At 29.0% G+C, this 21,774-nt stretch carries 18 protein-coding genes; 9 read left to right on the top strand and 9 right to left on the bottom strand.

The features are described from left to right. Positions 1-360 precede the first annotated feature (360 nt). From TMEL_RS02155 to TMEL_RS02170, 5 genes are all read right to left on the bottom strand, one after another. Positions 361-1,056, bottom strand: a complete 696-nt coding sequence (locus TMEL_RS02155; RefSeq protein ID WP_012056636.1) for an ABC transporter ATP-binding protein — start codon at positions 1,054-1,056, stop codon at positions 361-363. A gap of 10 nt (positions 1,057-1,066) precedes the next feature. Then, the gene (locus TMEL_RS02160) at positions 1,067-1,993 is read right to left on the bottom strand and encodes an ABC transporter permease (RefSeq protein WP_012056637.1); all 927 of its coding nucleotides are present in this window, start codon (positions 1,991-1,993) and stop codon (positions 1,067-1,069) included. Positions 1,994-2,241: 248 nt separating this feature from the next. Further along, a complete protein-coding gene (locus tag TMEL_RS10255) occupies positions 2,242-2,418 on the bottom strand; it encodes a hypothetical protein (protein ID WP_180373117.1) in 177 nt (58 codons plus the stop codon). 73 nt (positions 2,419-2,491) lie between these two features. Further along, positions 2,492-3,976 carry a S41 family peptidase gene (locus TMEL_RS02165; protein ID WP_012056638.1) on the bottom strand — a complete coding sequence of 495 codons (1,485 nt, stop codon included), beginning with the start codon at positions 3,974-3,976 and terminating at the stop codon, positions 2,492-2,494. Positions 3,977-4,106: 130 nt separating this feature from the next. Beyond that, positions 4,107-5,435, bottom strand: a complete 1,329-nt coding sequence (locus TMEL_RS02170) for a radical SAM/SPASM domain-containing protein (RefSeq protein WP_231109757.1) — start codon at positions 5,433-5,435, stop codon at positions 4,107-4,109. Between the two features lie 553 nt (positions 5,436-5,988). Between TMEL_RS02170 and TMEL_RS09900 the strand changes: the two genes are divergently transcribed. Then, positions 5,989-6,381 (top strand): IclR family transcriptional regulator, encoded by a 393-nt coding sequence (locus TMEL_RS09900; protein ID WP_420794668.1) that lies wholly within the window; start codon positions 5,989-5,991, stop codon positions 6,379-6,381. Positions 6,382-7,027: 646 nt separating this feature from the next. Here TMEL_RS09900 and TMEL_RS02180 read toward each other — a convergent pair. Next, complete coding sequence (locus TMEL_RS02180; protein WP_049750426.1) at positions 7,028-7,231, bottom strand: ATP-binding cassette domain-containing protein; 204 nt, start codon at positions 7,229-7,231, stop codon at positions 7,028-7,030. A gap of 118 nt (positions 7,232-7,349) precedes the next feature. Beyond that, positions 7,350-7,928 (bottom strand): MBL fold metallo-hydrolase, encoded by a 579-nt coding sequence (locus TMEL_RS02185; RefSeq protein WP_012056641.1) that lies wholly within the window; start codon positions 7,926-7,928, stop codon positions 7,350-7,352. Positions 7,929-8,109: 181 nt separating this feature from the next. Between TMEL_RS02185 and TMEL_RS02190 the strand changes: the two genes are divergently transcribed. The 3 genes from TMEL_RS02190 to TMEL_RS02200 all read left to right on the top strand — a co-directional run bounded on the left by TMEL_RS02190 (position 8,110) and on the right by TMEL_RS02200 (position 11,053). Continuing rightward, positions 8,110-10,479: an ATP-dependent Clp protease ATP-binding subunit gene (locus TMEL_RS02190; RefSeq protein ID WP_012056642.1), complete on the top strand. Its 2,370-nt coding sequence runs from the start codon at positions 8,110-8,112 to the stop codon at positions 10,477-10,479. A gap of 134 nt (positions 10,480-10,613) precedes the next feature. Then, positions 10,614-10,772, top strand: a complete 159-nt coding sequence (gene rd, locus TMEL_RS02195; protein ID WP_012056643.1) for a rubredoxin — start codon at positions 10,614-10,616, stop codon at positions 10,770-10,772. A gap of 11 nt (positions 10,773-10,783) precedes the next feature. After that, positions 10,784-11,053, top strand: coding sequence for a CPF_0552 family protein (locus TMEL_RS02200; protein WP_012056644.1), 270 nt, complete (start codon positions 10,784-10,786; stop codon positions 11,051-11,053). Between the two features lie 27 nt (positions 11,054-11,080). Here TMEL_RS02200 and TMEL_RS02205 read toward each other — a convergent pair whose 3' ends face one another. Then, positions 11,081-12,874, bottom strand: a complete 1,794-nt coding sequence (locus TMEL_RS02205; protein WP_012056645.1) for a heme NO-binding domain-containing protein — start codon at positions 12,872-12,874, stop codon at positions 11,081-11,083. Between the two features lie 47 nt (positions 12,875-12,921). On the opposite strand from TMEL_RS02205, the gene TMEL_RS02210 reads away from it, so the two are divergent. From TMEL_RS02210 to TMEL_RS02230, 5 genes are all read left to right on the top strand, one after another. Beyond that, positions 12,922-13,653 carry a pseudouridine synthase gene (locus TMEL_RS02210; RefSeq protein ID WP_012056646.1) on the top strand — a complete coding sequence of 244 codons (732 nt, stop codon included), beginning with the start codon at positions 12,922-12,924 and terminating at the stop codon, positions 13,651-13,653. Next, the gene (galE, locus tag TMEL_RS02215) at positions 13,650-14,630 is read left to right on the top strand and encodes a UDP-glucose 4-epimerase GalE (protein WP_012056647.1); all 981 of its coding nucleotides are present in this window, start codon (positions 13,650-13,652) and stop codon (positions 14,628-14,630) included. The genes TMEL_RS02210 and galE overlap by 4 nt, the downstream gene beginning before the upstream one ends. Continuing rightward, on the top strand, positions 14,617-17,628 hold the full coding sequence (locus TMEL_RS02220) for a UvrD-helicase domain-containing protein (protein ID WP_012056648.1): 3,012 nt from the start codon (positions 14,617-14,619) through the stop codon (positions 17,626-17,628). Before galE ends, TMEL_RS02220 begins: the two co-directional genes overlap by 14 nt. Further along, positions 17,625-20,525 carry a PD-(D/E)XK nuclease family protein gene (locus tag TMEL_RS02225; RefSeq protein ID WP_012056649.1) on the top strand — a complete coding sequence of 967 codons (2,901 nt, stop codon included), beginning with the start codon at positions 17,625-17,627 and terminating at the stop codon, positions 20,523-20,525. Before TMEL_RS02220 ends, TMEL_RS02225 begins: the two co-directional genes overlap by 4 nt. Before the next feature lie 141 nt (positions 20,526-20,666). Continuing rightward, positions 20,667-21,218 carry a hypothetical protein gene (locus TMEL_RS02230; RefSeq protein WP_012056650.1) on the top strand — a complete coding sequence of 184 codons (552 nt, stop codon included), beginning with the start codon at positions 20,667-20,669 and terminating at the stop codon, positions 21,216-21,218. 182 nt (positions 21,219-21,400) lie between these two features. Here the strand turns inward: TMEL_RS02230 and TMEL_RS02235 are convergent, their stop codons facing one another. Beyond that, positions 21,401-21,646: a hypothetical protein gene (locus TMEL_RS02235; protein WP_012056651.1), complete on the bottom strand. Its 246-nt coding sequence runs from the start codon at positions 21,644-21,646 to the stop codon at positions 21,401-21,403. Positions 21,647-21,774: the final 128 nt, after the last annotated feature.

Below are 21,774 nucleotides of genomic sequence, written 5' to 3' on the forward strand. Positions count from 1 at the left end.
TTAACTAATGCGACTTTTCTTTCGCAATAAATACCTTTAGTACTCTACAATTCTAATGTATGACGCATATTCCATTATACATTAATGATAAAACTCTCATAACACATTCTTGGCCTATCACGTTTTTCCTTTTTAAAGATTATTTCTTGAATTCGTAAATTTCCCATTCTTTAGCTAAGATTTTATGTCGAATATGGTTCGTTTTTGAATTTTTAAAACGTTCAAAAGCATAAACATATGTCTTTCATCCATTAATTAGTGGTTAATCAGGCTACGCTCCGCCGGAGCCAGTGAAAGGAATTTTTAGGAGATTAAAACGGAACCATATGGTTCCACTTTTTATGTTTTGTTAATTGATTTTTAAACATACTTCAAAAGTATAGTCTCTATTTCTTTATGCTCTCTAACATTTAGCTCGCCTATCTTTCTACCTTTTTGAAGTATTACTATTTTATCTATCTTTTTCAACTCTTCTATTTCATGTGTTGCAAAAAGAACTATTTTCTTTTTTTGAACCAACTCTTCAATAAGTTCATATATCTTTTGTTGCGTTTTTATATCCACACCACTTGTTGTCTCATCAAATATATATACTTCTGCCTCTTTTAGTAATGCTCGCGCTATGTCTAGTCTTCTCTTTAATCCTTTTGACAATTCCATGTATTTTATGTTTGTATATTCTGAAAGTGCTGTTTCTTCAATTACCCTTTCTACGGTCATTTTTAAAGCTTTTCCAAGTAAGCCATTAAGCATTCCAAAAAATTCTAAATTTTGTTTTACTGTTAACCTGTAATAAAAACTTCTTTCTATACCTGTTGATATTGTTATTTTTTCCTTAGCATATTTTTGATTTTTTAATAAGTCTACATTATTTAGTAAAATTTTCCCACTATCTGGTATCAAAAACGTTGCTATTATTTTTAAAAGGGTTGTCTTTCCTGCGCCGTTTTCTCCAAAAAACGACATTGTCTCCCCTTTTCCTATCTTTACACTTACACCTTTTAATGCTTCAATTTTATTTTTGTATCTCTTTCTTATTTCTTTAATTTCAAGCACAGTTTCCTCCCTAATACCAAGTAAGTGTACCTTCTTTTCTTGCTTTATTAAAATTTGTATTAAATAGCCATACTCCTAATGGGAAAATAATTAATCCCATAGTCAGCATGATTAGCAAGCCCTTTTTTATTTCACCAATATTGTACCCTTTTAGCAAAGTATTTCTTAAAAGATCCATACCATACGTTGTTGGAAGAAAGTATGATATTTTTTTTAGAAAAGTTGGAAAGATTTCTATTGGATAATATATTCCTGAAAAAAGTCCAGAAAGAGTAAAATATATCCATCCAACTGGATCTCCTCTCTTTGTCACTAGTATCATTGCAGCAGAAAGGAGTCCTATCCCTGAAAGTGAAAATGTCACCACTATTAACACTAAAAAAGTTGAAAAGACATTTACCTTTACTTCAACCGAAAAAAGAAAAACAAGAGCAAAAAATATAAATAAAATATTTAAAGTTGTAAACAAAAAACCACTTAAAAAATTAAAAATAAACAGTTGCCAGAATGATGTTCTTGAGAGTAATAAATATTCAAGTGTGCCCATGTTTTGTTCTCTTTGAATTGAAGTTTTGAAGGTAGATAAAGCAAGATTTGTATATGACATAAATACAGACCCTGTAATGAAGTATGCAAGGATATCTCCTCCATATTTTTCTATCAATGGAAAATAATTCCCACCTGCTATAAATTTACCTATGAGACCAAATTGTATTATTCCTACAAATCCACTTAAAAGTCTCAATATAAATTGTGTTCGGTATGAAAACCATATAATTATATCTCGCTTTATAAAGATAAATAACTTTAGAAAGAACTCTATCAAATCTTTCCCCCCTTTATCTCTACTTAACTCTTTACCGAAAGTCTCTATTTGAACCTTAGCAAAGAAAACAGTTAATTTTCCCATAGGCAACATTAACAACAAGTTAATCATCTTTATGGAAATATTTTGAACTTAAAAAATAAAATATTCCACACCATGAGTTTAAAATGACAAAAAGCTTGAAATAATATAAATTTGTGAATATAGTATTTTTACATAAATCACACAATATTAATTGGTTGTAAAAAAAATCACGTACCTGTAAATAACTTTGTGATTTATAGAATTATAATTAATAAATTTAATTTTATGAATAGGAAAGAAGGAAGGGGATTTAAAATTTTAAACACTACAAACAATTAATACGGAGCTGGTAAGATACCTACACCACAAATATCATAGGGGCATATTTTATCGCATATTATAAAATCGCATATGTCCTCTCCTCCACAAAATCCGTCACCGTCTCCGGGTGTAAGACATGCTTCTGGAGCTATTTCTTCTTCTGGATTATTATTTAACAATTTTAGTTTCAATTTTTTCACCCCCCTTTCTTTAATCCCCCTTCCTTCTTATAGAACAAAATTAATTTAAAAAATATTCAAGTTTTTACCTATTTTCAATAAGTTTTATTGCTTTTTCAAGCAATGGATCAGAATTGCTAGTTATCCATTCTAGCTTTTCTTTTTTTGTCATTGCAAATTCATAATCCAGTGTTATTTCGTGATATCTTGGAAAGTACTTATATGAACCAGGAATATAAACGTAAAATCCTACTCTTGGTAGGTAATATATATTACCAGACATAGTACTATTTATTGAGTAAACAGGTCTTTGGCCAATTACCTTCCCAAGTTTATTATTTTGAACAATAGCTGTAAAGACTAACGCTGCAGATGCTATATTTCTATCTATAAGTATCCATACTTTTCCTTCAAAAGTTGGAACGTTTGGCTTTATTATAAGAGCAGAACTTTTCTCAATTAATTTCCCTAGTTTATTATTTTGAACAATAGCTGTAAAGACTAACGCTGCAGATGCTATATTTCTATCTATAAGTATCCATACTTTTCCTTCAAAAGTTGGAACGTTTGGCTTTATTATAAGAGCAGAACTTTTCTCAATTAATTTCCCTTTTGTGTTTTCATCATAACGAATTCCTGCTGCTTCTAAAATCTTTATATTGTACTTAGAATTTTTAATACGTTCTTTGTATTTTACATAAAGCTCTTCTTTTACCAAATATCCCAGTACCTCTAATACACTATTTAAAGATCCTCCTGAATTTCTTCTTATATCTATTACTAAATCTGACATATCCTTGTTTTTTTCAAAAATTTCTTTTAAAAATTCTTTGAAATCACCAAACAATCTTCCTCCAAGTTTAAAAGTAGATATTCTCAATATTCCTATATTTCCTTTTCTTTCAAAATTATAAAGTGTTCTTGAGATTTTTTTATCCTTTTGAACTTTCTTTAATGCTTCTTCTCTTGTCATAGCATCTATCTTTATTTTTTTCTTTACTCCATTATATTCAAACTCTATTTTTACACTCTTTTTGCTCCAGAAAGTTGGTATATAAGTAAGATATCTGGACAAAAAACGTTCTTTGAGATCAGCATTGTTTTTTATGTAAAGATATTGTTCAAATTCTTTTATAATTTCTTTTGAAGAAATATCATCTATTTTCAAAATTTTAGATTTTACTGGTACATCATCAATTAAAGAGAAAGACACATAAATATCATTATCTATAACATAAAGTGTAAAAGGAAAAACCAGAATATCTGATGGTATTTCAATATCACAGTGGTAATCATTAAGATAACGAAAAAGTGGTACAACTGTTTTGTAAAACTCTAATTTATCCATAGGTTTCTCAAGTTTTTTTCTTATATCTTCAACAACTTCCGTAAATTCCTGATTTTTAACCAGGCCATCTGGATCAATATATGCTTCTTTTAAGAGGAGAACTAAAAAATCAAAATCCTGTTGTAATTTTACCGACTCAATTTTAATTGCAAATGTTAATGACGAGAAAAAAATACTTATTAAAAAAATCACAAATAGCAACCTTTTTTTATGTTTTTTCACAAAATTCCCCCTTTTTAAAGAAATATTCTTGATAAGCCTCCTGATTTCCCACATATACTACTTACCAAATCGTTTCTCAAACTAACCCTTTTCCAACTAGATCACTCTTTTTGAATGTTCCAACATTCCTTTAGTTAATTATTTTGTTGTTTTTTGAAAAGCTATTTCTTAGTTCATCAGGTAGATGCGCATATAATATTAGCCCTAATTCAATTAATTTCTTTCTGAAATGACAACTGTACTTATCAATGGAATTCCACTTATTAGTTTCAATCAGTGATTCATGATAACATCTTCCAGCACAAATGTACTTTGCCCAGCAGTTAACACAGTCTTGTAAATGATCCACTTCATGAATTTTATTAGAAAACAATCTTTCTGCATTTTTAATAATTTCTTCACGAGTATTCTTAACTATATTTCCTACTTTGCCATTATCACTCCCATCCAATCTATGGCAAATATAAACGTCTCCTATTGGATTTACAACCAAAACTCTTCTACCACCACCGCATGGATAAAACCTTTTGCTTCTTCTTCGAAGAATATCCATAGTAAATTTTATCCAACCAAATGTTTGAGTGAAAACTTTTTCATAGTCTTTTCTCTTCGCTAAATTTATAATATATTTTCCATACTTATCAATTGTCGAAGATAATTTATCAAGGTTAGGCCTTAATCCTAATTCTTTTTCTGTAACTAGTTGAATTGTGAAAAGTAAATTCATATTCACAAAATGTTTTACTAACTCAATTAAATCGTTATTTACCGAAGTTAAGGTAGCATGAACACTAATTCTCCTATTTATATCATGTGAAGTTAATGTTTTAATACCTTCTATAATACGAGTATACGTACCTTCATTATTTTTTGTGCGGCGCAATTTATCATTGTTCAATTTATTGCCATCCAAACTTACCATAATGTTAAAATCATTATTTTTCAAAAAACTTGCTATATCATCATTTATTAAAGTTCCATTAGTTGTTATCCCAAATCTTACATTTTTCCCAAGATATTTTTTTGCAAATTTTACAACCTGTCTTATAACTTCAAAGTTAATTAGAGGTTCTCCACCAAAAAATGAAATTCCTACATTTGATTGTTCTTTGTCAAATAATTTTTCAATTGCCATTTTTGCAATTTTAAAGTCCATTATCCCAGCGTTGTTGTAAGTACCAGAGTTTCCATAACAATATTTACATTGTAAATTACATTCATGAGAAATTGTCAAAACAATTGCATCAATGTTGAAATTTTTTTCAGATTTTGCAAAATTATTTTTCTGATTATTTGGTATTTGTTTGTATATTTCTTCTTTAACAAAACTTGGCAAAGTATCTCTATGGTATAATAACGAAAATAACTCATTATCAATTTCAAATAATAAAATTTCATTTGGCAAAAAGAGAAGTTTCTTTCCAAAACGATTTATAAGTTTAAATTCCATGATTCTCATCCCTCCTATCATTTAATAAATAAACGTTTATTAAAGCATCACTAAAGTTATCTCGATAGATATATGAAAAATTTCGCTTGCAAAGTAAAATATTTGAAAATTTTTTCTACTTATTTTTTCAGCATTATTAGTACTTTAATCTTAAAATACATTTAAAATATCTGCAAACTCTATTAATATGAGTTATAAAAGATTATTTTTTTTTTTTTTGAAAAATATCGTATATTTTCTTTTAAATACTATAATTTTCTATATAAACTTATAGAATTTTTTGATTTTTATATATATATATTCAACATTATAAATATTATTATTTTAATATTTATTTAATACTTAATACTTTTTCAATTTTTTAATTTATATATTAAATTTTTAATTTATATAATTAAATAATTTTTTACAAACTATTAATATAACCCATTTCTATGCTCCATATAAACAGCTACATCTCAACTTTAGAAAAAATGGGATTTTAATTAAAAGAAAAACCAAAAAATATGTCGGTGAATTCAAATTAGTTGAATATGTTTCAATAATTTTTCGAAGTATCGACATAAGAATTGTGGCTCGCTCTTATTTAATGGAAATTTTATTGCAAACAGGCCAAACTGTCCATATGGTTATAAAAGAAGGGTTTGAGGGAGTTTATATAGAAAAATTAGAAAGTTTTAGAAGTTTACCAATGATTTTAAGAACAGGAATGAGAGCACCTCTTTACTGCACGGCATTTGGTAAATCAATCTTAGCATATCTATCCCATGAAGAACTAAAAAAATACATATCAAGTGTAGCGGCCAAAAAAAAGACTCCTAATACCATTACAAACGGAAAAGTTTTAAAAATGGAATTACAAAAAGTCCGGAAACAGGGTTATGCAATTGACAACGAAGAAAATGAGCAAGAAGTAACATGTATAGGAAATCTTATTTTAAATCATAAAGGATAGCTATCAGTATATCCGGAGTATCAAGAATACCAAACCTAGAACAAATGAATTCGGTAATTTAGTCAAGCAATGCGCTAAGAATGTTTCAAAAATTTTGAGGTATAAGCAAGATGCTTAAAAAATAGAACTTTTTATCTATAATTGTTTAGCACAAAAATTCTTCAGTTTCTAGTTCTCAAAAACTCTCATTTTATTTTACTTATTACTCTATTTTGATACAACGTTTTATTAGTAAACTTAAACAATTCTTTATTTATATCAGATTTGTGAATATTCCCTAACTTTATATATTTAACTTTAACAACCTCATATAAAATCGGCCCTTAGTTTAAGGCTTAATGTTTTATCCTTATGTTCGCTTATATCCTAACTTCTAGTAGTAAAGCCTCTTTGTAAATTTCAAATATTAATTTTAACATGAAAAATTCCTTCTTATCAACTAAACTTTTTCATTCTTAATGTCTAGACCTGAAAAAAACAACAATCAATACAAAAATACTAAATCAATTAAAATATATTAGTTGATTATATAAACAACCATTTAGTGGTTAATCAGTCTATGCTTCGCCGGAGCCAGTGAAAGGAATTTTTAGGAGATTAAAACGGAACCATATGGTTCCGCTTTTTATGTTTTGTTAATTGATTTTTAAACATACTTCAAAAGTATAGTCTCTATTTCTTTATGCTCTCTAACATTTAGCTCGCCTATCTTTCTACCTTTTTGAAGTATTACTATTTTATCTATCTTTTTCAACTCTTCTATTTCATGTGTTGCAAAAAGAACTATTTTCTTTTTTTGAACCAACTCTTCAATAAGTTCATATATCTTTTGCCGCGTTTTTATATCCACACCACTTGTTGTTTCATCAAATATATATACTGTTGATATTGTTATTTTTTCCTTAGCATATTTTTGATTTTTTAATAAGTCTGGCCAATTTAATAGTTTTCATACAAAAAGCATTTTCCTAGTAATTTCCATTTTTAAAAAAAGGGTTTATTTTAAATAAATCTGAGATTTTACACACTTTTTCATGCCCTGGTAAAATAAACATATTTTTGTTAAGTTTTAAAAATACATCGTTTAATCTTTTAATTGCTTCATTCATCAATTTTTTTGACCCACCCAAATCGCTTCTCCCTACTGTATTGCAAAATACAGTGTCTCCTGTAAATATTAAATCTTCGAATATAATTATCCTAGACCCCAAAGTATGCCCAGGAACCTTTATTGTTTCAAAGAAAACATCAATATCTTCTGCATCTTTCTCATATATAAACGTTGTCCCAAAAAGATGAGAAAAATTCTCATTTGGATCATACAACATTTTCTTATCTTCTTTAGAAATATAAACTTTTTCCACATTAAGTTCTGTAAGACCAGCAATATGATCATAGTGCCCGTGAGTTAAAAGCACACAAACGGGTATATCACCTAAATACCTACCTATTCCAAAACCTGGATCCACAACATAAATTCTTTCTTTTTTGAAAACATAAGTATTCGTCCCTAAAAATCCAGATGTTTTGTACAATTTAAATTCCATAACATCACCCAGAATAATTTTATCATAGATAGAAAAGTTAGTATATACCTCAAAAAACTCCCAAAAATATTCTTTTACATGATTTTATCCAACTTGTAACATTTTAACACGAACCCGAAACATATGTTATCAGTCTATATATGTGACTGATAAAACAAAAAATAATATTGGAGGTGGTTAGATGAGATATTTAGATGAAAAGATGCAAGAGTTAGTTCAGCAAGCAGCTGAAAATCTGGAGAACAAAAGGCAAAACCTTCTAAAACCGGAACACGTATTATACGAAGTACTTCAAGAGGAAACCATTCAAAAAATTTTATTAAAAGATAAAGGATTAAGTTTAGAAGAGATTTTTGATAGATTAGAAGAACTAATAGAAAGTCAATACGGGGTATACTATGGTTCCGGTTCAGGTGTTTACATATCAAACGAGTTATCTAGAATTTTTGAACTTTCAAGAAAAGAAGCAAAATTATTAGGTTCAAACAAAGTTTCTCCTGTACATTTTCTTTTAGCACTGCTAAAAGACGGTTCCACACAAGCTGCATCAATACTATCTAGATATGGTATAACCTACGAAGAGATAATTAAGAAAGTAAAAGAATTATCTGAAAGTGGTGAATTAGATGGAGAAGGAAACGTACTTACAAAATATACAGTTGATTTAACTAAGCTTGCAAAAGAAGGAAAATTATCACCAGTTATTGGAAGAGAAAAAGAAATAGAAAGGGTTATAGAGATTCTCTCCAGAAAAACAAAAAACAACCCTGTATTAATTGGTGATCCCGGAGTTGGTAAAACTGCAATTGTGGAAGGTCTCGCACAGAGAATTGTCGAAGGAAAAGTACCAGACAAATTAAAAAACAAACGTATTTTAATGCTTGACTTGGGTAAAATGCTTGCAGGAAGTAAATATCGTGGTGAATTTGAAGAAAGACTTAAAAAGGTGATGGAAGAAATAAATAAATTAAAAAACAACGTTATATTATTTATTGATGAACTTCATACAATTGTCGGAGCGGGTGCTGCTGAAGGTGCTATGGATGCATCAAATATGCTAAAACCTGCACTTGCAAGAGGAGAATTACATGCAATAGGCGCAACAACATTGGAAGAATATAGAAAGCATATTGAAAAAGACAAAGCTCTTGCACGAAGATTCCAACCTGTCTTTGTAGAAGAGCCAAGTGTTGAAGAAACTATAAGAATATTAAAAGGTCTAAAGGAAACTTACGAAAAACATCACAACGTAAAAATCACAGATGAAGCTATAGAAGCTGCAGCAAAATTATCTTCAAAGTACATACAAGATAGATTTATGCCAGATAAAGCAATAGATTTAATAGACGAAGCTGCAGCAAAAGTAAGTTTAAAGTCTTCCGACCCAAAAATCTCTGAATTAAAAGAAAAGATAAAATCTTTAAGTGAAAAGATTGATGAATTAACCATCAATTCAAAATATAAAGAAGCAGCTGAAATGAAACAACAAATGTTCAAATTACAAAAGCAATACGAAGAGCTCGAAAAAAAATATGGTACAGATACCGTCTCCGCCGAAACTGTAGCAAAGGTTGTTGAATCTTGGACTGGAATTCCAGCAACAAAAATGATGGAATCTGAAAAAGAAAAATTATTAAAGTTTGAAGAATTAGTTCACCAAAGAATGGTTGATCAAGAAGAAGCAGTAAGAGTTGTAGCAGATGCAATAAGAAAAGCAAGAGCAGGAATAAAAGATCCAAATAGACCTATCGGAACTTTCCTATTTTTGGGGCCAAGTGGTGTCGGTAAAACAGAACTTGCAAAGACTATTGCAGAGTTGTTGTTTGGTTCAGAAAACGCATTAATTAGGATTGACATGAGTGAGTATATGGAAAAACATTCAGTAGCAAGACTTATCGGTGCACCTCCAGGATACGTTGGATATGACCAAGGAGGGCAACTTACTGAAGCTGTTAGAAGAAAACCATACAGTGTTATCTTGTTAGATGAAGTTGAAAAAGCACACCCTGAAGTTTTCAACGTGTTATTACAAATGTTTGATGACGGAAGATTAACCGATGGAAAAGGAAATACTGTTGATTTCAGAAATACAATAATAATCATGACAAGCAATCTTGCAAGTGATAAAATCTTAAGAAAAGTAGAAGCAGGTATAGACTTTGAAAAGATAGAAGAAACGGTAAGGGAAGATTTAAAACATTACTTTAGACCAGAGTTTATAAATAGAATAGACCACATTGTAATCTTTAAACCTCTAACTAAGGAAAATATGAAAGAAATTGTCGAAAAATTAGTTGCAAAGCTTGAAAAAAGGTTAAAAGAAAAGAAGTTAAAGATAAGCCTAACAGATACTGCAAAAGAATATCTAGCTAGCAAAGGATATGATCCTGCATTTGGTGCAAGACCTCTAAGAAGACTTATAGAAAGAGAAATCGAAACACCATTATCAAGAAAGATAATAGCAGGTGAAATAATCGAAGGTGATGTTGTTCTTGTTGACGAAAAAGATGGAAAATTAATAGTTGAAAAAGAAAAACAGTTAACAAAATAAGGGGCAAGCGCCCCTTATTTTTAATTATCACTTTGTGAAAAATTGTTTGAGTTATTTTCATTTTTTAGCAATATATAGTATAATTTTATATGTAAGTAAGTGAATTTTTTACCTTATATAGGGGGGGTGAAAATATGAAAAGATACGTATGTTCCGTATGTGGATATGTATATGATCCAGAAGTAGGAGATCCCGATAATGGAATAGAACCAGGAACATCATTTGAAGAACTACCAGAAAATTGGGTATGTCCAGTATGCGGTGTAGGTAAAGATCAATTTGAAGAAGAATAGGAGTGGATATAATGAAAGATATTACCGTAAGAACTGTTATGGCTATATTAATCGATAACAGGGAAAAATCAGCTACTAAGGTTCAAGAACTACTTACAGAATATGGTTGCTACATCAAAACAAGGCTGGGACTCCACGAAGGTGTGCCACAATATTGTTCAAATTCCGGTTTAATTATTTTGGAATTAGTAGACAACGAGAAAAAACACGAAGAACTCATGGAAAAATTAAATCAAATTCCTGGAGTAAAGTCGGATTTAATGAGATTAAAGTTCGATTAAAAAAGTCGGGGAACATCTCCCGACTTTTTATATATCAACTTTATTTAAGTTTTCTTGAATGAGTTTTAAAAGATTTATTGTTTGTGTTACATTCTCAAATACACTCTTAATTTCACTTAAGAATCTTTGAATGGATGCACTTATTTCCTCTGCAGTTGCAGAGCTTTCCTCTGATATAGCCAGAAGGTTTTGTATACTATTTGTTATGTCATCTAATTTAGCTGCTTCGCTATTTAAAGCGTCAATAAGTGAGTTTAATTGTTGGGTTATACCGGAAATTACGTTACTTGATGCTTTACTCTTTTCTGAACTTTCCGATAATGCTTTTGTTTGCTCTTTTAAACTTTCATACCCCGATATAATACCGGCGTTCAAATTTTTGATTCCATTCGAAATTCTCGAAAGAAAATTTGAAATTCTGTTTGCGGATAACTTACTTTCTTCTGCAAGCTTTCTAATTTCATCTGCAACCACTGCAAAACCTTTCCCAGCTTCACCACTTCTTGCAGCTTCTATTGCAGCATTCAACGCCAAAAGATTTGTTTGTTCAGCTATGTTCATTACTGTATTAGCTATCTTTTTAATCTCATCTGCATCGTTTCTTAAATTTTCGCTTTCATTTGCTATCTTTTCAAAATCATTACTTACCTTTCCAATGTTTAAATACGCATTCTCAACACTTTGTGCCGCAGAAACTATGTTATCAACAGCCTCATTTAAACTTTTTATTATCTCATTCTGTTGATTAATTGTCTGTGAAATAGTTTCAACATTTGAAGAAACTGTTTCGGATATTCTCTCTGCATCGTTACTAATCTGAATAGCTGTATCAGCAACTTGTGTTGATAAATCTTTCATAGTATCTATTTGTTCTTGAACAATATCTATGGAATTCATGGTTTTTTCAGAAAAATTAAGTAACTCTTCCGTATCACCTTGAAATGATATAAACATCTCTTTAAATTTTTCATTTGCTTTGTTTAATTTTTGACTAATTTCCTCAAAATTTCTTTCCCCAGTGATATATGTTACTGAAGATAGGTCATCAAATTTTAAAGATTTAAAACCTTTCTTTAGATCAAAAACAACTGGAATTGAAAGTACAAACGATGAAATAGCAATAATTATAGATGAAACTACTGGTGGAGTAAAAGAAGAAGATAATAACGAAATAACAAACAAAATTAACGGAAAAAATATTAAATTGTTATTTAATATATTTTTCAACAAACCAAAAGACACTAACTTAAACGCCTTTAGTCTTATTAATTTTCCATATGGTTTTGTCGCTTTAACCTTAATTTCAATAAAAGCTCCAGAACTATTTGAACCTTGATTTAAAATCTCAAGTTCAACTGGATCATCAAAAAGCTTCGATGCACCCTTTGTTAAACCTATAAAGTAACTTCTAAAATCCCTTTTAGACTCATATCTTATCCTTGCAGTCTTCTCATCTATGTAAGTATAAATAATTCTTGGAGGCTTTGCACCTTTTATCCTTCTTGTAAGTGCCCTATGTACCATATCCATAACACTTAAAAAGGAAAGAATACCGTCTTTTTTAAAATAACCAGGATAATATGAACGAAAGGTAAAAATATTCTCAAATCCTGTTTCTTCCCAGAGTTGCTCGTATGTCTTTCCAACCTTTTTTGAAAGTTCTTGCGAAAATTTTACTACAAAGTTATCTTCCACATCGTTTATTGGATTTAAAAGTACTTCAGTATTAAGATTGAAAGATTCAATAAGTTCGTTCACCACCTTTTCTCCATAAAGCTTTTTCCAAGTATTTATCCATATATTCATTACAAAACTTTTCATCTTAACACCTCCTTCTTTTTATTTTACCATAAATGTTAAAATATTAGATGAAAGGAGTTGATAATATTAAATTACAAAGGATTCTCCAAATATGTGGCTTTGCAAGAAGAAAAGCAGATGAACTTATATTTTCAAAAAAGGTAAAAGTTAATGGTAAAATAGTTACCAAACCCTGGTTTGATGTAAAAGTAGATGATGAAATAACCGTAGAAGGAAAAAAGTTTACACTTCCAAAGTTTGAATATTATGTTTTACACAAACCAAAAGGTTATGTAACAAGTCTATACGACCCAAAAGAGAAAAACACGATAAAAGAGTTTTTCAAAGATAAACCTTTAAAACCAGCTGGAAGACTGGATAAAGACGTTTCTGGTGTCTTAATATTAACCAATGATGGAGATTTAATTGATGTTTTAACAAATGCAAAATATGGAGTAAAAAAAGTTTATATAGCAAAAATAACTGGAAGGGTTAAGTTTGAAGACCTTCTTTCTCTAAAAAAAGGCATATACGATAAAGGTGACTTTTTAAAACTTGAACACTTTGACATCCTAGAACAAGGATTCAACTATTCAACAGTAAAGGTAGAAATGATAAAAGGAAAAAAACATGAAGTAAAAAGACTCTTTGAGAAAATAGGTCATAAAGTTTTAGAATTAAGAAGAATAAAACACGGTCCTGTAAGTATTTCTCTTGCTCCAAATCCCGGGGATATGAGAAAGATAGAAGGAGAAATTCTAAAGAAACTTTTAAAATTAAAAAGGAGGAAAAAAGCATGAATGTTTTAGTTGCAGGTGGTGCTGGATATATTGGCTCTCACGTTTGTAAGAAGCTTAACGAAAAAGGATACCATGTGATTGTAATTGATAATCTTTCAAACGGTCACAAAGAATTTGCAAAATACGGTGAATTTATTTTAGGGGACATTTCAGATAAAAAATTACTTGAGATAGTTTTTAGTAATTATCATATAGATGCTGTTATGCATTTTTGCGCATACATTGAAGTAGGGGAATCCGTTGTAAATCCGCATAAATACTATGAAAATAACGTCTCAAGTACCCTTGTTCTCTTACATTCTATGTTAAAACACAATATTAAAAAGTTTATTTTTTCATCTACAGCAGCAATATACGGACTCCCCAACAAAATCCCTATAAAGGAAGACGCCCCCAAAAATCCCATAAATCCATATGGAAAGAGTAAATATATGGTAGAAGAAATTTTAGACGATTTTGATAAGGCTTATGGGTTAAAAAGTATACGATTTAGATACTTTAATGCAGCAGGTGCCGATGAATCAGGAGAGATTGGAGAAGCACACAATCCCGAAACTCATCTTATTCCACTAATTTTAGATGCAGCAATGGGAAGAAGGGAGAGTATAAAGATTTTTGGAACGGACTACGATACCAAAGATGGGACTTGTATTAGAGATTTTGTACACGTTAACGACCTTGCAGATGCGCATATAAAAGGATTAGAATATCTTTTAAGTGAAAACAAAACAGATTATTTTAACTTAGGTAGCGGCGAGGGTTTTTCTGTAAAAGAGGTTATTGAAAAAGTAAAAGAAATAACAAACGTGGATTTTAAAGTTGAAGAAACTGATAGACGACCAGGTGATCCAGCCTATTTAATAGCAGATAACAAAAAGGCAAAAGATATACTTTCTTGGAAAATAAATTATTCACTAGAAGATATTATTAAAACCGCTTGGAATTGGCATAGGGTGAGATACAATGGGGATAATTGAAAAGATAAAAGATATAAATAAAAACTATTTTATCTCTGCATCAGCTGGGACAGGCAAAACATATACCATAACACATTTTTATGTAAAAATACTCAGTGAATACGAAAAGCAAAACTATCCAGAAATAATAGATAGAATAGTTGTAACCACCTTTACAAAAAAAGCGGCTGCTGAAATGAAAGAAAGAATTTTTAAACTTGTTGAACCTCACAATTCACCATATTGGCACAAAGTAAAAAATTATCTTCCAAGAGCAATTATTTCAACAATTGACAGCTTTTGTCAAAGATTACTTAGAGAAGAAAATATTAATGCAAATATCGATCCAAATTTTACAATAATAAGCGATTTAAAAATGTCAAAATTGATAGATAGAGCTGTATTTTTAACGTTGAAGTTGACATTTCAACTATACGACTTTGGAAAAACAAATGTAAGATTAAATATATCAAAACATCGCAAAGAAAATATAGAAAAACTTTTGGAAAAATTAAAAGATGTAAAAGAGGGGATTAAAGAGTTGTTTAATATATACAAAAGTATAAATGAAATAGAAAAAATACTACAAGAAACCTTGAAAAATTGGAGAACTGAAATGAAAAGGTCTACAGTCTCTGAAAAAATATTGGAAAATGGTGAAAGTAAATCCCTTGCACTACAAGCATTCAAATACATGGTACTAATATCAAAAGAAATATATGAAGGATTTACAATTGATAATTTCGAGTTTGATTTTAAAGGGGTTCTAGAAAAAACTTTAGATGTTTTGGAAGATGAAAACATAAGAAAAAAGTACCAGGAAAGATTTAAATATATAATAATCGACGAATTTCAAGACACAAATTATCTTCAAAAAGAATTATTTGACAAACTACATACCAGTAAAAATTATCTATTTTATGTTGGAGACAGAAAACAATCCATATATAGATTTAGAAACTCAGATGTTTCCGTTTTTTTAAAAACTCAAAAAGATTTCGAAAAAAACAACGAAGAAGTATTGGCTTTAAAAGAAAACTACAGATCAAATAGTGCTCTCGTAGAATATTTTAATTTCATATCTAAAAACAAAATATTCAACAAACAATTAGTAACTGGTGTTGAAAAATATGAAACCTTTAAAACTCTTGAACCTGATATCTACGAAAAACTATGGTTTGATGAAAAAATGGACTTATCAATTTCCACAATTTCCTGTGAAGGAAATATTCCATCATTAAATGACAACGAAAAGGGAGGTAGGATTAAATATATCATTGTTGAAGAAGAAACAAAAAATCTATTGGAAAAAGAAGCAGAAATAGCTGCATTTATTGTCAAAAAACTAGTCGGCAAAAAAATCACGGTAAAAGGACAAAACGGAACATGCATCGACAAAGAAATAACATATGGTGATTTTGCAATATTAAGATCCAGATTAAAAGATGCAGAAGATGTTTACAAATCTATTTTTGAAAAATACGGTATACCACTACATGTAATTGGCGGAAAAAGCTTTTACAAGCAACTTGAAATACTAGCAATCTTAAATGCCTTATTTGCAGTTCAAAATCCAAACAACAACTATTTTTTTACAAGATACTTTTTTTCTCCTCTTGTACTAGGAACTTTTAAAGAATACGATGAAATTGTAAAAAATCGAAGAGAAGATGAAACACTTTTTGAAACGGCTAAGAGAATAAAGTTTAAAAGTGAAAGAGATAACGCAATAAAAATCCTCGAAAAATACGCACAACTTAAATACTACATTAGGCCAACTGAGATCTTAAAAGGATTAATAAATGATTTAAATTATCTTGAAAAACTTGCATTTTTTGAAGATAGAGAATCGGCTATACTAAACGTAAAAAAATTACTTTTAGAAGCACAAGAATTCGATCAACTTGCAGATTCATTTTTAGAACTTGTAAAACTTATACAAAAAATAGGTGATACTCAAGAAGCAGAAGCATCTATAGAAGATGAATCTTCTGAAAGCGTTAAGTTAATGACAATACATGCATCTAAGGGCCTAGAATTTAAAATTGTAATATTGGGGGATTTATACGATAAACAAAAGGAGAACTCAAATCATTTGAGATTTTACAACAAAAAAGGAACAAGCTATTTCATGTTAACTAAGATAATGAATGAATTTCCCTTTGATATAGTTAAAGAATTTTACCTCGATGAGATATACAATGAAACAGAACTTTCAAGAAAAATGTACGTTGCAATAACAAGGGCTTCTGAAATGTTTATTCCTATAATTTTTTCAAGGGATTTTTCAAATACACTTGCAAGTTATATAATGTTAGAAGAAAAGGAATTGGAAAAATTAAAGGAAAAAGTAAAAAGTTTTGAACTTATAAAATTAAAAGATGTAAAGTTATATGCAGAAAAACATGAAAATAAAAGAAAAAAAGAAACCATTCCGTTAGAAAATTTAACTGATTTTTCACATCTTTCATACAAATCTTATATTTCTCCAACTACCCTTTATGGCTTTTTAGGCAACGAAAAAGAAGCACAAGAAGAAGATATAACCTTTGCACTTTCTGATAAAACCTTTCAAGGTTCTCAAATTCACAAAAAGCTTTCAAACATAAACACTTTATCACAGTTAAAATACCTTGAAAATACGGACATTTTACCCGTTAAAATCTCCACTAAAATAGGGTTTTTATTTGAAAATTCAAAAGTATATTCGGAATGGAGGCTTGTAAAACCATTTTATCATGAGGGTAGAAAATATATGCTATTTGGTATTCCTGATAAAGTTATCTTTAAAGATGAAAAAATTTACGTTATTGATTTTAAAAATGTGGAAAATTTAAAAGATGAAAAATACAAGTTTCAAATACAATTTTACATGTACCTTTTACATGACTTTGGCAAAGTACATAAGGGTTATATTTTATCAACAAAGACCGGTGATATTTTAATGGTAAAATACGAAAATAACTTCGAAGAACTCATACATAAAGCAATTGAAATTTTCGAGAAGGTGAAATTATGAAACATGCAATAATTACAGATTTAAACGAAAAACATTTTGAATATATAGCAAAGGAAATAGAAAAACACTATGATCCTTTTACGTTCTTATTTATAGGTCCTACAGGTTATTACGTCAGACAAATTTCGGATAAATTTTCTGAAAATATTTCAAAAACAATTAACAGAGATGCTTTCAGAGTTGTTAACCAATACGTTGTAGAAACTTTGTTATTAAACAACATGGATGCATCCTTTTTTGATAGAGATTTTTTTAAAGCGTTTATTGCATCACAAATTGAAGAATATATAAGAAAAGAAAAAAATGAGGAATATGGGGTTTTTTTAAGAACAATTTCAAAATCCAAAGGTATACTTGACTACATACTTGACTTGTTTGAAAAAGCATGGGAAATAAAGGTTTCTAACAGTGATTTCTTGCCATCCTATTACTTTGAAATTCAAAAACTACTTGAAAGAGAAGAAAAAATTTCACAACTAATTTCCAGATTGTTAAATGATATAAGTATAATTTTACAAAAATCGGGAAATATATTTGAACAAATAACCGCATACAAATGGTACGTGGAAGAATTTCTTGAGGAAAGAAAAAATACACTTGTTTTAAGTGGATTTTTCGATCTTACACCTATGTTAAAAAACGTTTTTAAGAAAATGTTTGAAAGCTTTGAAAACGTTTTTTTCTACATTTGGCCTAAGATTAATGATAGGGCTTTTTACCAATTAGAAGATATATATAGCTTCCTGGAACAAGAAAATTTTTCTTTCTCTGGAAAGTCAAAAGGTGTATTTCATATAAAAGATAAAACAAAGGTTTTTGCATATAAAAATTCTATTATGGAAATTTATGAAGTTTCAGGAAAAATAAAAGAGTTGGTAAAAGATGGATGTTCACCAAGTGATATTGCAGTAATCGTTCCCAACGTCAATGTTGCAAAGCAAATTTCAGAAAAACTAACAGAAATGGGAATACCCAACAACGTCAATTTACAATCAAAGCTTTCAGAAAGTAAAATTGTTAGAATATTACTCCAGCCACTAAAAACAATATACTTTAATTACGAGATAGAAGACATCTTGGCATTGATAGAGTCACCGTATATTAACACTAGAGAACTTACAATGGATAAAGTGGAAAAATTTTTCATGGAATTTAAAATGATTGATGATGAATTTTCCAAAGAAAAAATAAATGAGATTACGGAAAAGATAAAAAAACTAGAAGAAGTGGAAGATGATGACACATATCAAGATAGAATGGAAAAAATAGAAGAATATAAAACCTTTATAGATATACTAAAGGATGTATTTACACTCTTGGACAAAGTAAAAGAAGGATTAAGTGGTGATTTCATAAAATGGTTCTTGGAATTTGTAAAAAACTCCATAGAAGATTTTAAAGTGTTTCTTTCCAATGAATATGAAATAATGGAAGAAAGAAATGCCCTTTTAAAATTTGTAGAAGTACTAAACAATTTGCTATCTTATGACCTTGATATAAAATCTTGGCGAACCTGGTTTAAAATAATAAATTCAATCATTGGAGTTGAAAAGTATAGATTTCTAGAAAGAAAAGAAAATGCTGTAGATATATTTGACATTACCCAAGCAAGATTTGTAAAAAAGAAGTATAAATTTTTTGTAAGCTTTTTGGATACTTACTATCCTTCATTCGACCTAAACCCACTAATCTTAAATGTTCTTTCAAATCCAAATAAATTAATGGCGTTTAACGAAGAAATAGAAAGACGAAACATATTTCTATCACTTATTTTCTCGGATACTAATTACATTACATATCCTCATTCCACATTAACTGGTGAACCACTTTTACCTTCTGTGTACGCAAATGAATTTGGAATAATTGAAAAAGTTGACTCAACATTCTACATTATTCCGCCCGCAAATAAAGTATATTCATATATTGATAAAAAACTCTATGAAGCCTTTAATGATGAAAAATCATTAAAATTAAACGAAACATGGCAGACTAATTTTAGTGTAAAAAAGTTAAGTCATACTTTGATATCCAAATATGTAGGTTGTCCATTTTACTTTTATTTAAGTGAAAAAGGAAAAGTAAAAAATTTCGACGAAAATAAAGAAAGTTTGTATAAAGGAATATTGTACCACAGGGTTTTAAAAAAGTACTTTGAGGAAAAACCTAATGTAATTCTAAAAAAAATAGTTCAAGAAACATACGATGAGATATTCACAGATGAATTTTCTCAGTACTCCATACCAAAAACCGTTAACATAGAAAAATATCTAAGTTCAATTTCAAATTTTTTTGATAAAATGGAACACGAATATTCTAAACTCAAGGAATATGATCCTCAAAGTATCTTTAAATTGGAACAAGTATATTCTTCAAAGCTAAAAGATTTTTTAGTAGAAGTAAGAGTCGACAGAATAGATATCTTAAAAAAAGAAAACAAAACAGTTTATGCTATAATAGACTATAAAACCAAACTAAACAAAATCCCAGTTGAACAATTACTCATATATGATTATGTGTTTAGGAAAAATATAAAAAGCAACGAAACTTTACTAGTATTTCTAGGAATAGAGAATGAAAATAGTACAGGCTATTTCCTAAAAAGAATTGATAATACATTGTATTACAAATTTAAAAGAAAAGAAAAATCAATAAATTATGAATACTTTGAAGCTTGGATAAATAATGTTATTGAAAATATTACTTCTGGTAACGCCAAACCAATATTTTTCGAAGAAAAACTACGACCATTTTTGGGTTATCTTTATGATTCCGGAATAGAGGTTCAAAAATCTAAAATATACGAAAAAAAGTGCAAAATATTCAAAAGAAAATGTGATTATTACGATATTTGCAAAAATTTCGAAATTTACAAAGAAATACGGCTAAATGAAAAATAAAAACTCATCCAAACGGATGAGTTTTTTAAACAAAATTTATGTTTCTAAAAAGTAACTACATGGTTTACTAATTGTTAATATCTTGAAAACACAAAATATTATTGATATAATCCCAATGTAACTTACAATAGGGGGGGGAATATGAAAAAAATTATATTAGCCGAAGATATAGCCATGTGTGTTGCTGGCAAAAAAAGGGAACCATTAAGGTACAGGGAAAAATATGAAAATTTCTACAATGCCGTTAGATTATTTTTAGAAACACGCGATGAAGAACTTGTAAAACACGTCTTAGATGAGGAATTTGAAAATGTGTTTTTCACATTTAAAGGAATAATTAGCAAAACAAAATATTTTAATTTTATAAACCCGACTCCTAAAAAATTTACAAAAAGATTCTTGATAAACAACCAATATTTCGAAATAGTACTTTTTACTGACTTTTACGTAAAAAATAGAAAAAAGGTATTTTATTACTTCATCCTACCTGATGCAATGGGATGGACGGAAGCTGCTTTAAAACATTTTCACCGTATAGGTAATGATATAATCAACAACACATTACCACCAGAAAAATCAGAATTTAGAATAATAAACCTCTTCAAAAAAGAAATAATAAAAGGAAATAACGTAAGCTACAGATACCATCAGAAAGTTTCAAACATAGTCTCCAAAATAGTAAATGTTTCCTAATAACCAAAAAGTCCCTAGCATGGGGACTTTTTTCTTTCCTAAAAGTTGCGCTAATTTTCCAAGAATAATACCAGAAAAAACATTATTCCCAATTATCCAAAAATAAATCAAAAAAAACTCTCAGTTTTTACATTTTGTTTTATTTGGTAAATATGATTTAATGTCATTAGTGATGTTAAATTTTAAACGTATAACCATGAAGAAATTTCGAATGCTTTGGTGTTAGCTTCTTTGCATTTAGTTTTTCCAAAGATAAGAATAGATATAAGCGATAATACATTGGCTCCCACACCAGAGAAGGTATTTAAAATAATAAATTGCCTTTCACTTGGTAATACGGAATTATTCCTACTAAGTCTTAAATACCTACAACCAACTGGTGTTATTTTGATTATCCAAACGTAAAAATCAACAGATATAAATTCCATATAAATTTAAATAAACTCAACCACAGGAAAACTCCCACATGCCGTTCTAAAAATTAAAAAATTTTTTAGTTGATAATAATAAAAATATATCTTCTTATATCCTTTGTTTAGAAAAACAGTAATGTATC

Source organism: Thermosipho melanesiensis BI429 (assembly GCF_000016905.1).
In the GTDB taxonomy this organism is placed as follows: domain Bacteria; phylum Thermotogota; class Thermotogae; order Thermotogales; family Fervidobacteriaceae; genus Thermosipho; species Thermosipho melanesiensis.

Excerpts from the sequence above, each read along its gene's own strand:
- rd (WP_012056643.1), top strand. The coding sequence starts at position 10,614 with ATGAAAAGATACGTATGTTCCGTATGTGGATATGTATATGATCCAGAA.
- TMEL_RS02185 (WP_012056641.1), bottom strand. The coding sequence starts at position 7,928 with ATGGAATTTAAATTGTACAAAACATCTGGATTTTTAGGGACGAATACT.
- TMEL_RS02235 (WP_012056651.1), bottom strand. The coding sequence starts at position 21,646 with ATGGAATTTATATCTGTTGATTTTTACGTTTGGATAATCAAAATAACA.
- TMEL_RS02190 (WP_012056642.1), top strand. The coding sequence starts at position 8,110 with ATGAGATATTTAGATGAAAAGATGCAAGAGTTAGTTCAGCAAGCAGCT.
- TMEL_RS02210 (WP_012056646.1), top strand. The coding sequence starts at position 12,922 with ATGAAAGGAGTTGATAATATTAAATTACAAAGGATTCTCCAAATATGT.
- TMEL_RS02205 (WP_012056645.1), bottom strand. The coding sequence starts at position 12,874 with ATGAAAAGTTTTGTAATGAATATATGGATAAATACTTGGAAAAAGCTT.
- TMEL_RS02170 (WP_231109757.1), bottom strand. The coding sequence starts at position 5,435 with ATGAGAATCATGGAATTTAAACTTATAAATCGTTTTGGAAAGAAACTT.
- galE (WP_012056647.1), top strand. The coding sequence starts at position 13,650 with ATGAATGTTTTAGTTGCAGGTGGTGCTGGATATATTGGCTCTCACGTT.
- TMEL_RS02225 (WP_012056649.1), top strand. The coding sequence starts at position 17,625 with ATGAAACATGCAATAATTACAGATTTAAACGAAAAACATTTTGAATAT.
- TMEL_RS02220 (WP_012056648.1), top strand. The coding sequence starts at position 14,617 with ATGGGGATAATTGAAAAGATAAAAGATATAAATAAAAACTATTTTATC.
- TMEL_RS02160 (WP_012056637.1), bottom strand. The coding sequence starts at position 1,993 with ATGATTAACTTGTTGTTAATGTTGCCTATGGGAAAATTAACTGTTTTC.
- TMEL_RS02230 (WP_012056650.1), top strand. The coding sequence starts at position 20,667 with ATGAAAAAAATTATATTAGCCGAAGATATAGCCATGTGTGTTGCTGGC.
- TMEL_RS02200 (WP_012056644.1), top strand. The coding sequence starts at position 10,784 with ATGAAAGATATTACCGTAAGAACTGTTATGGCTATATTAATCGATAAC.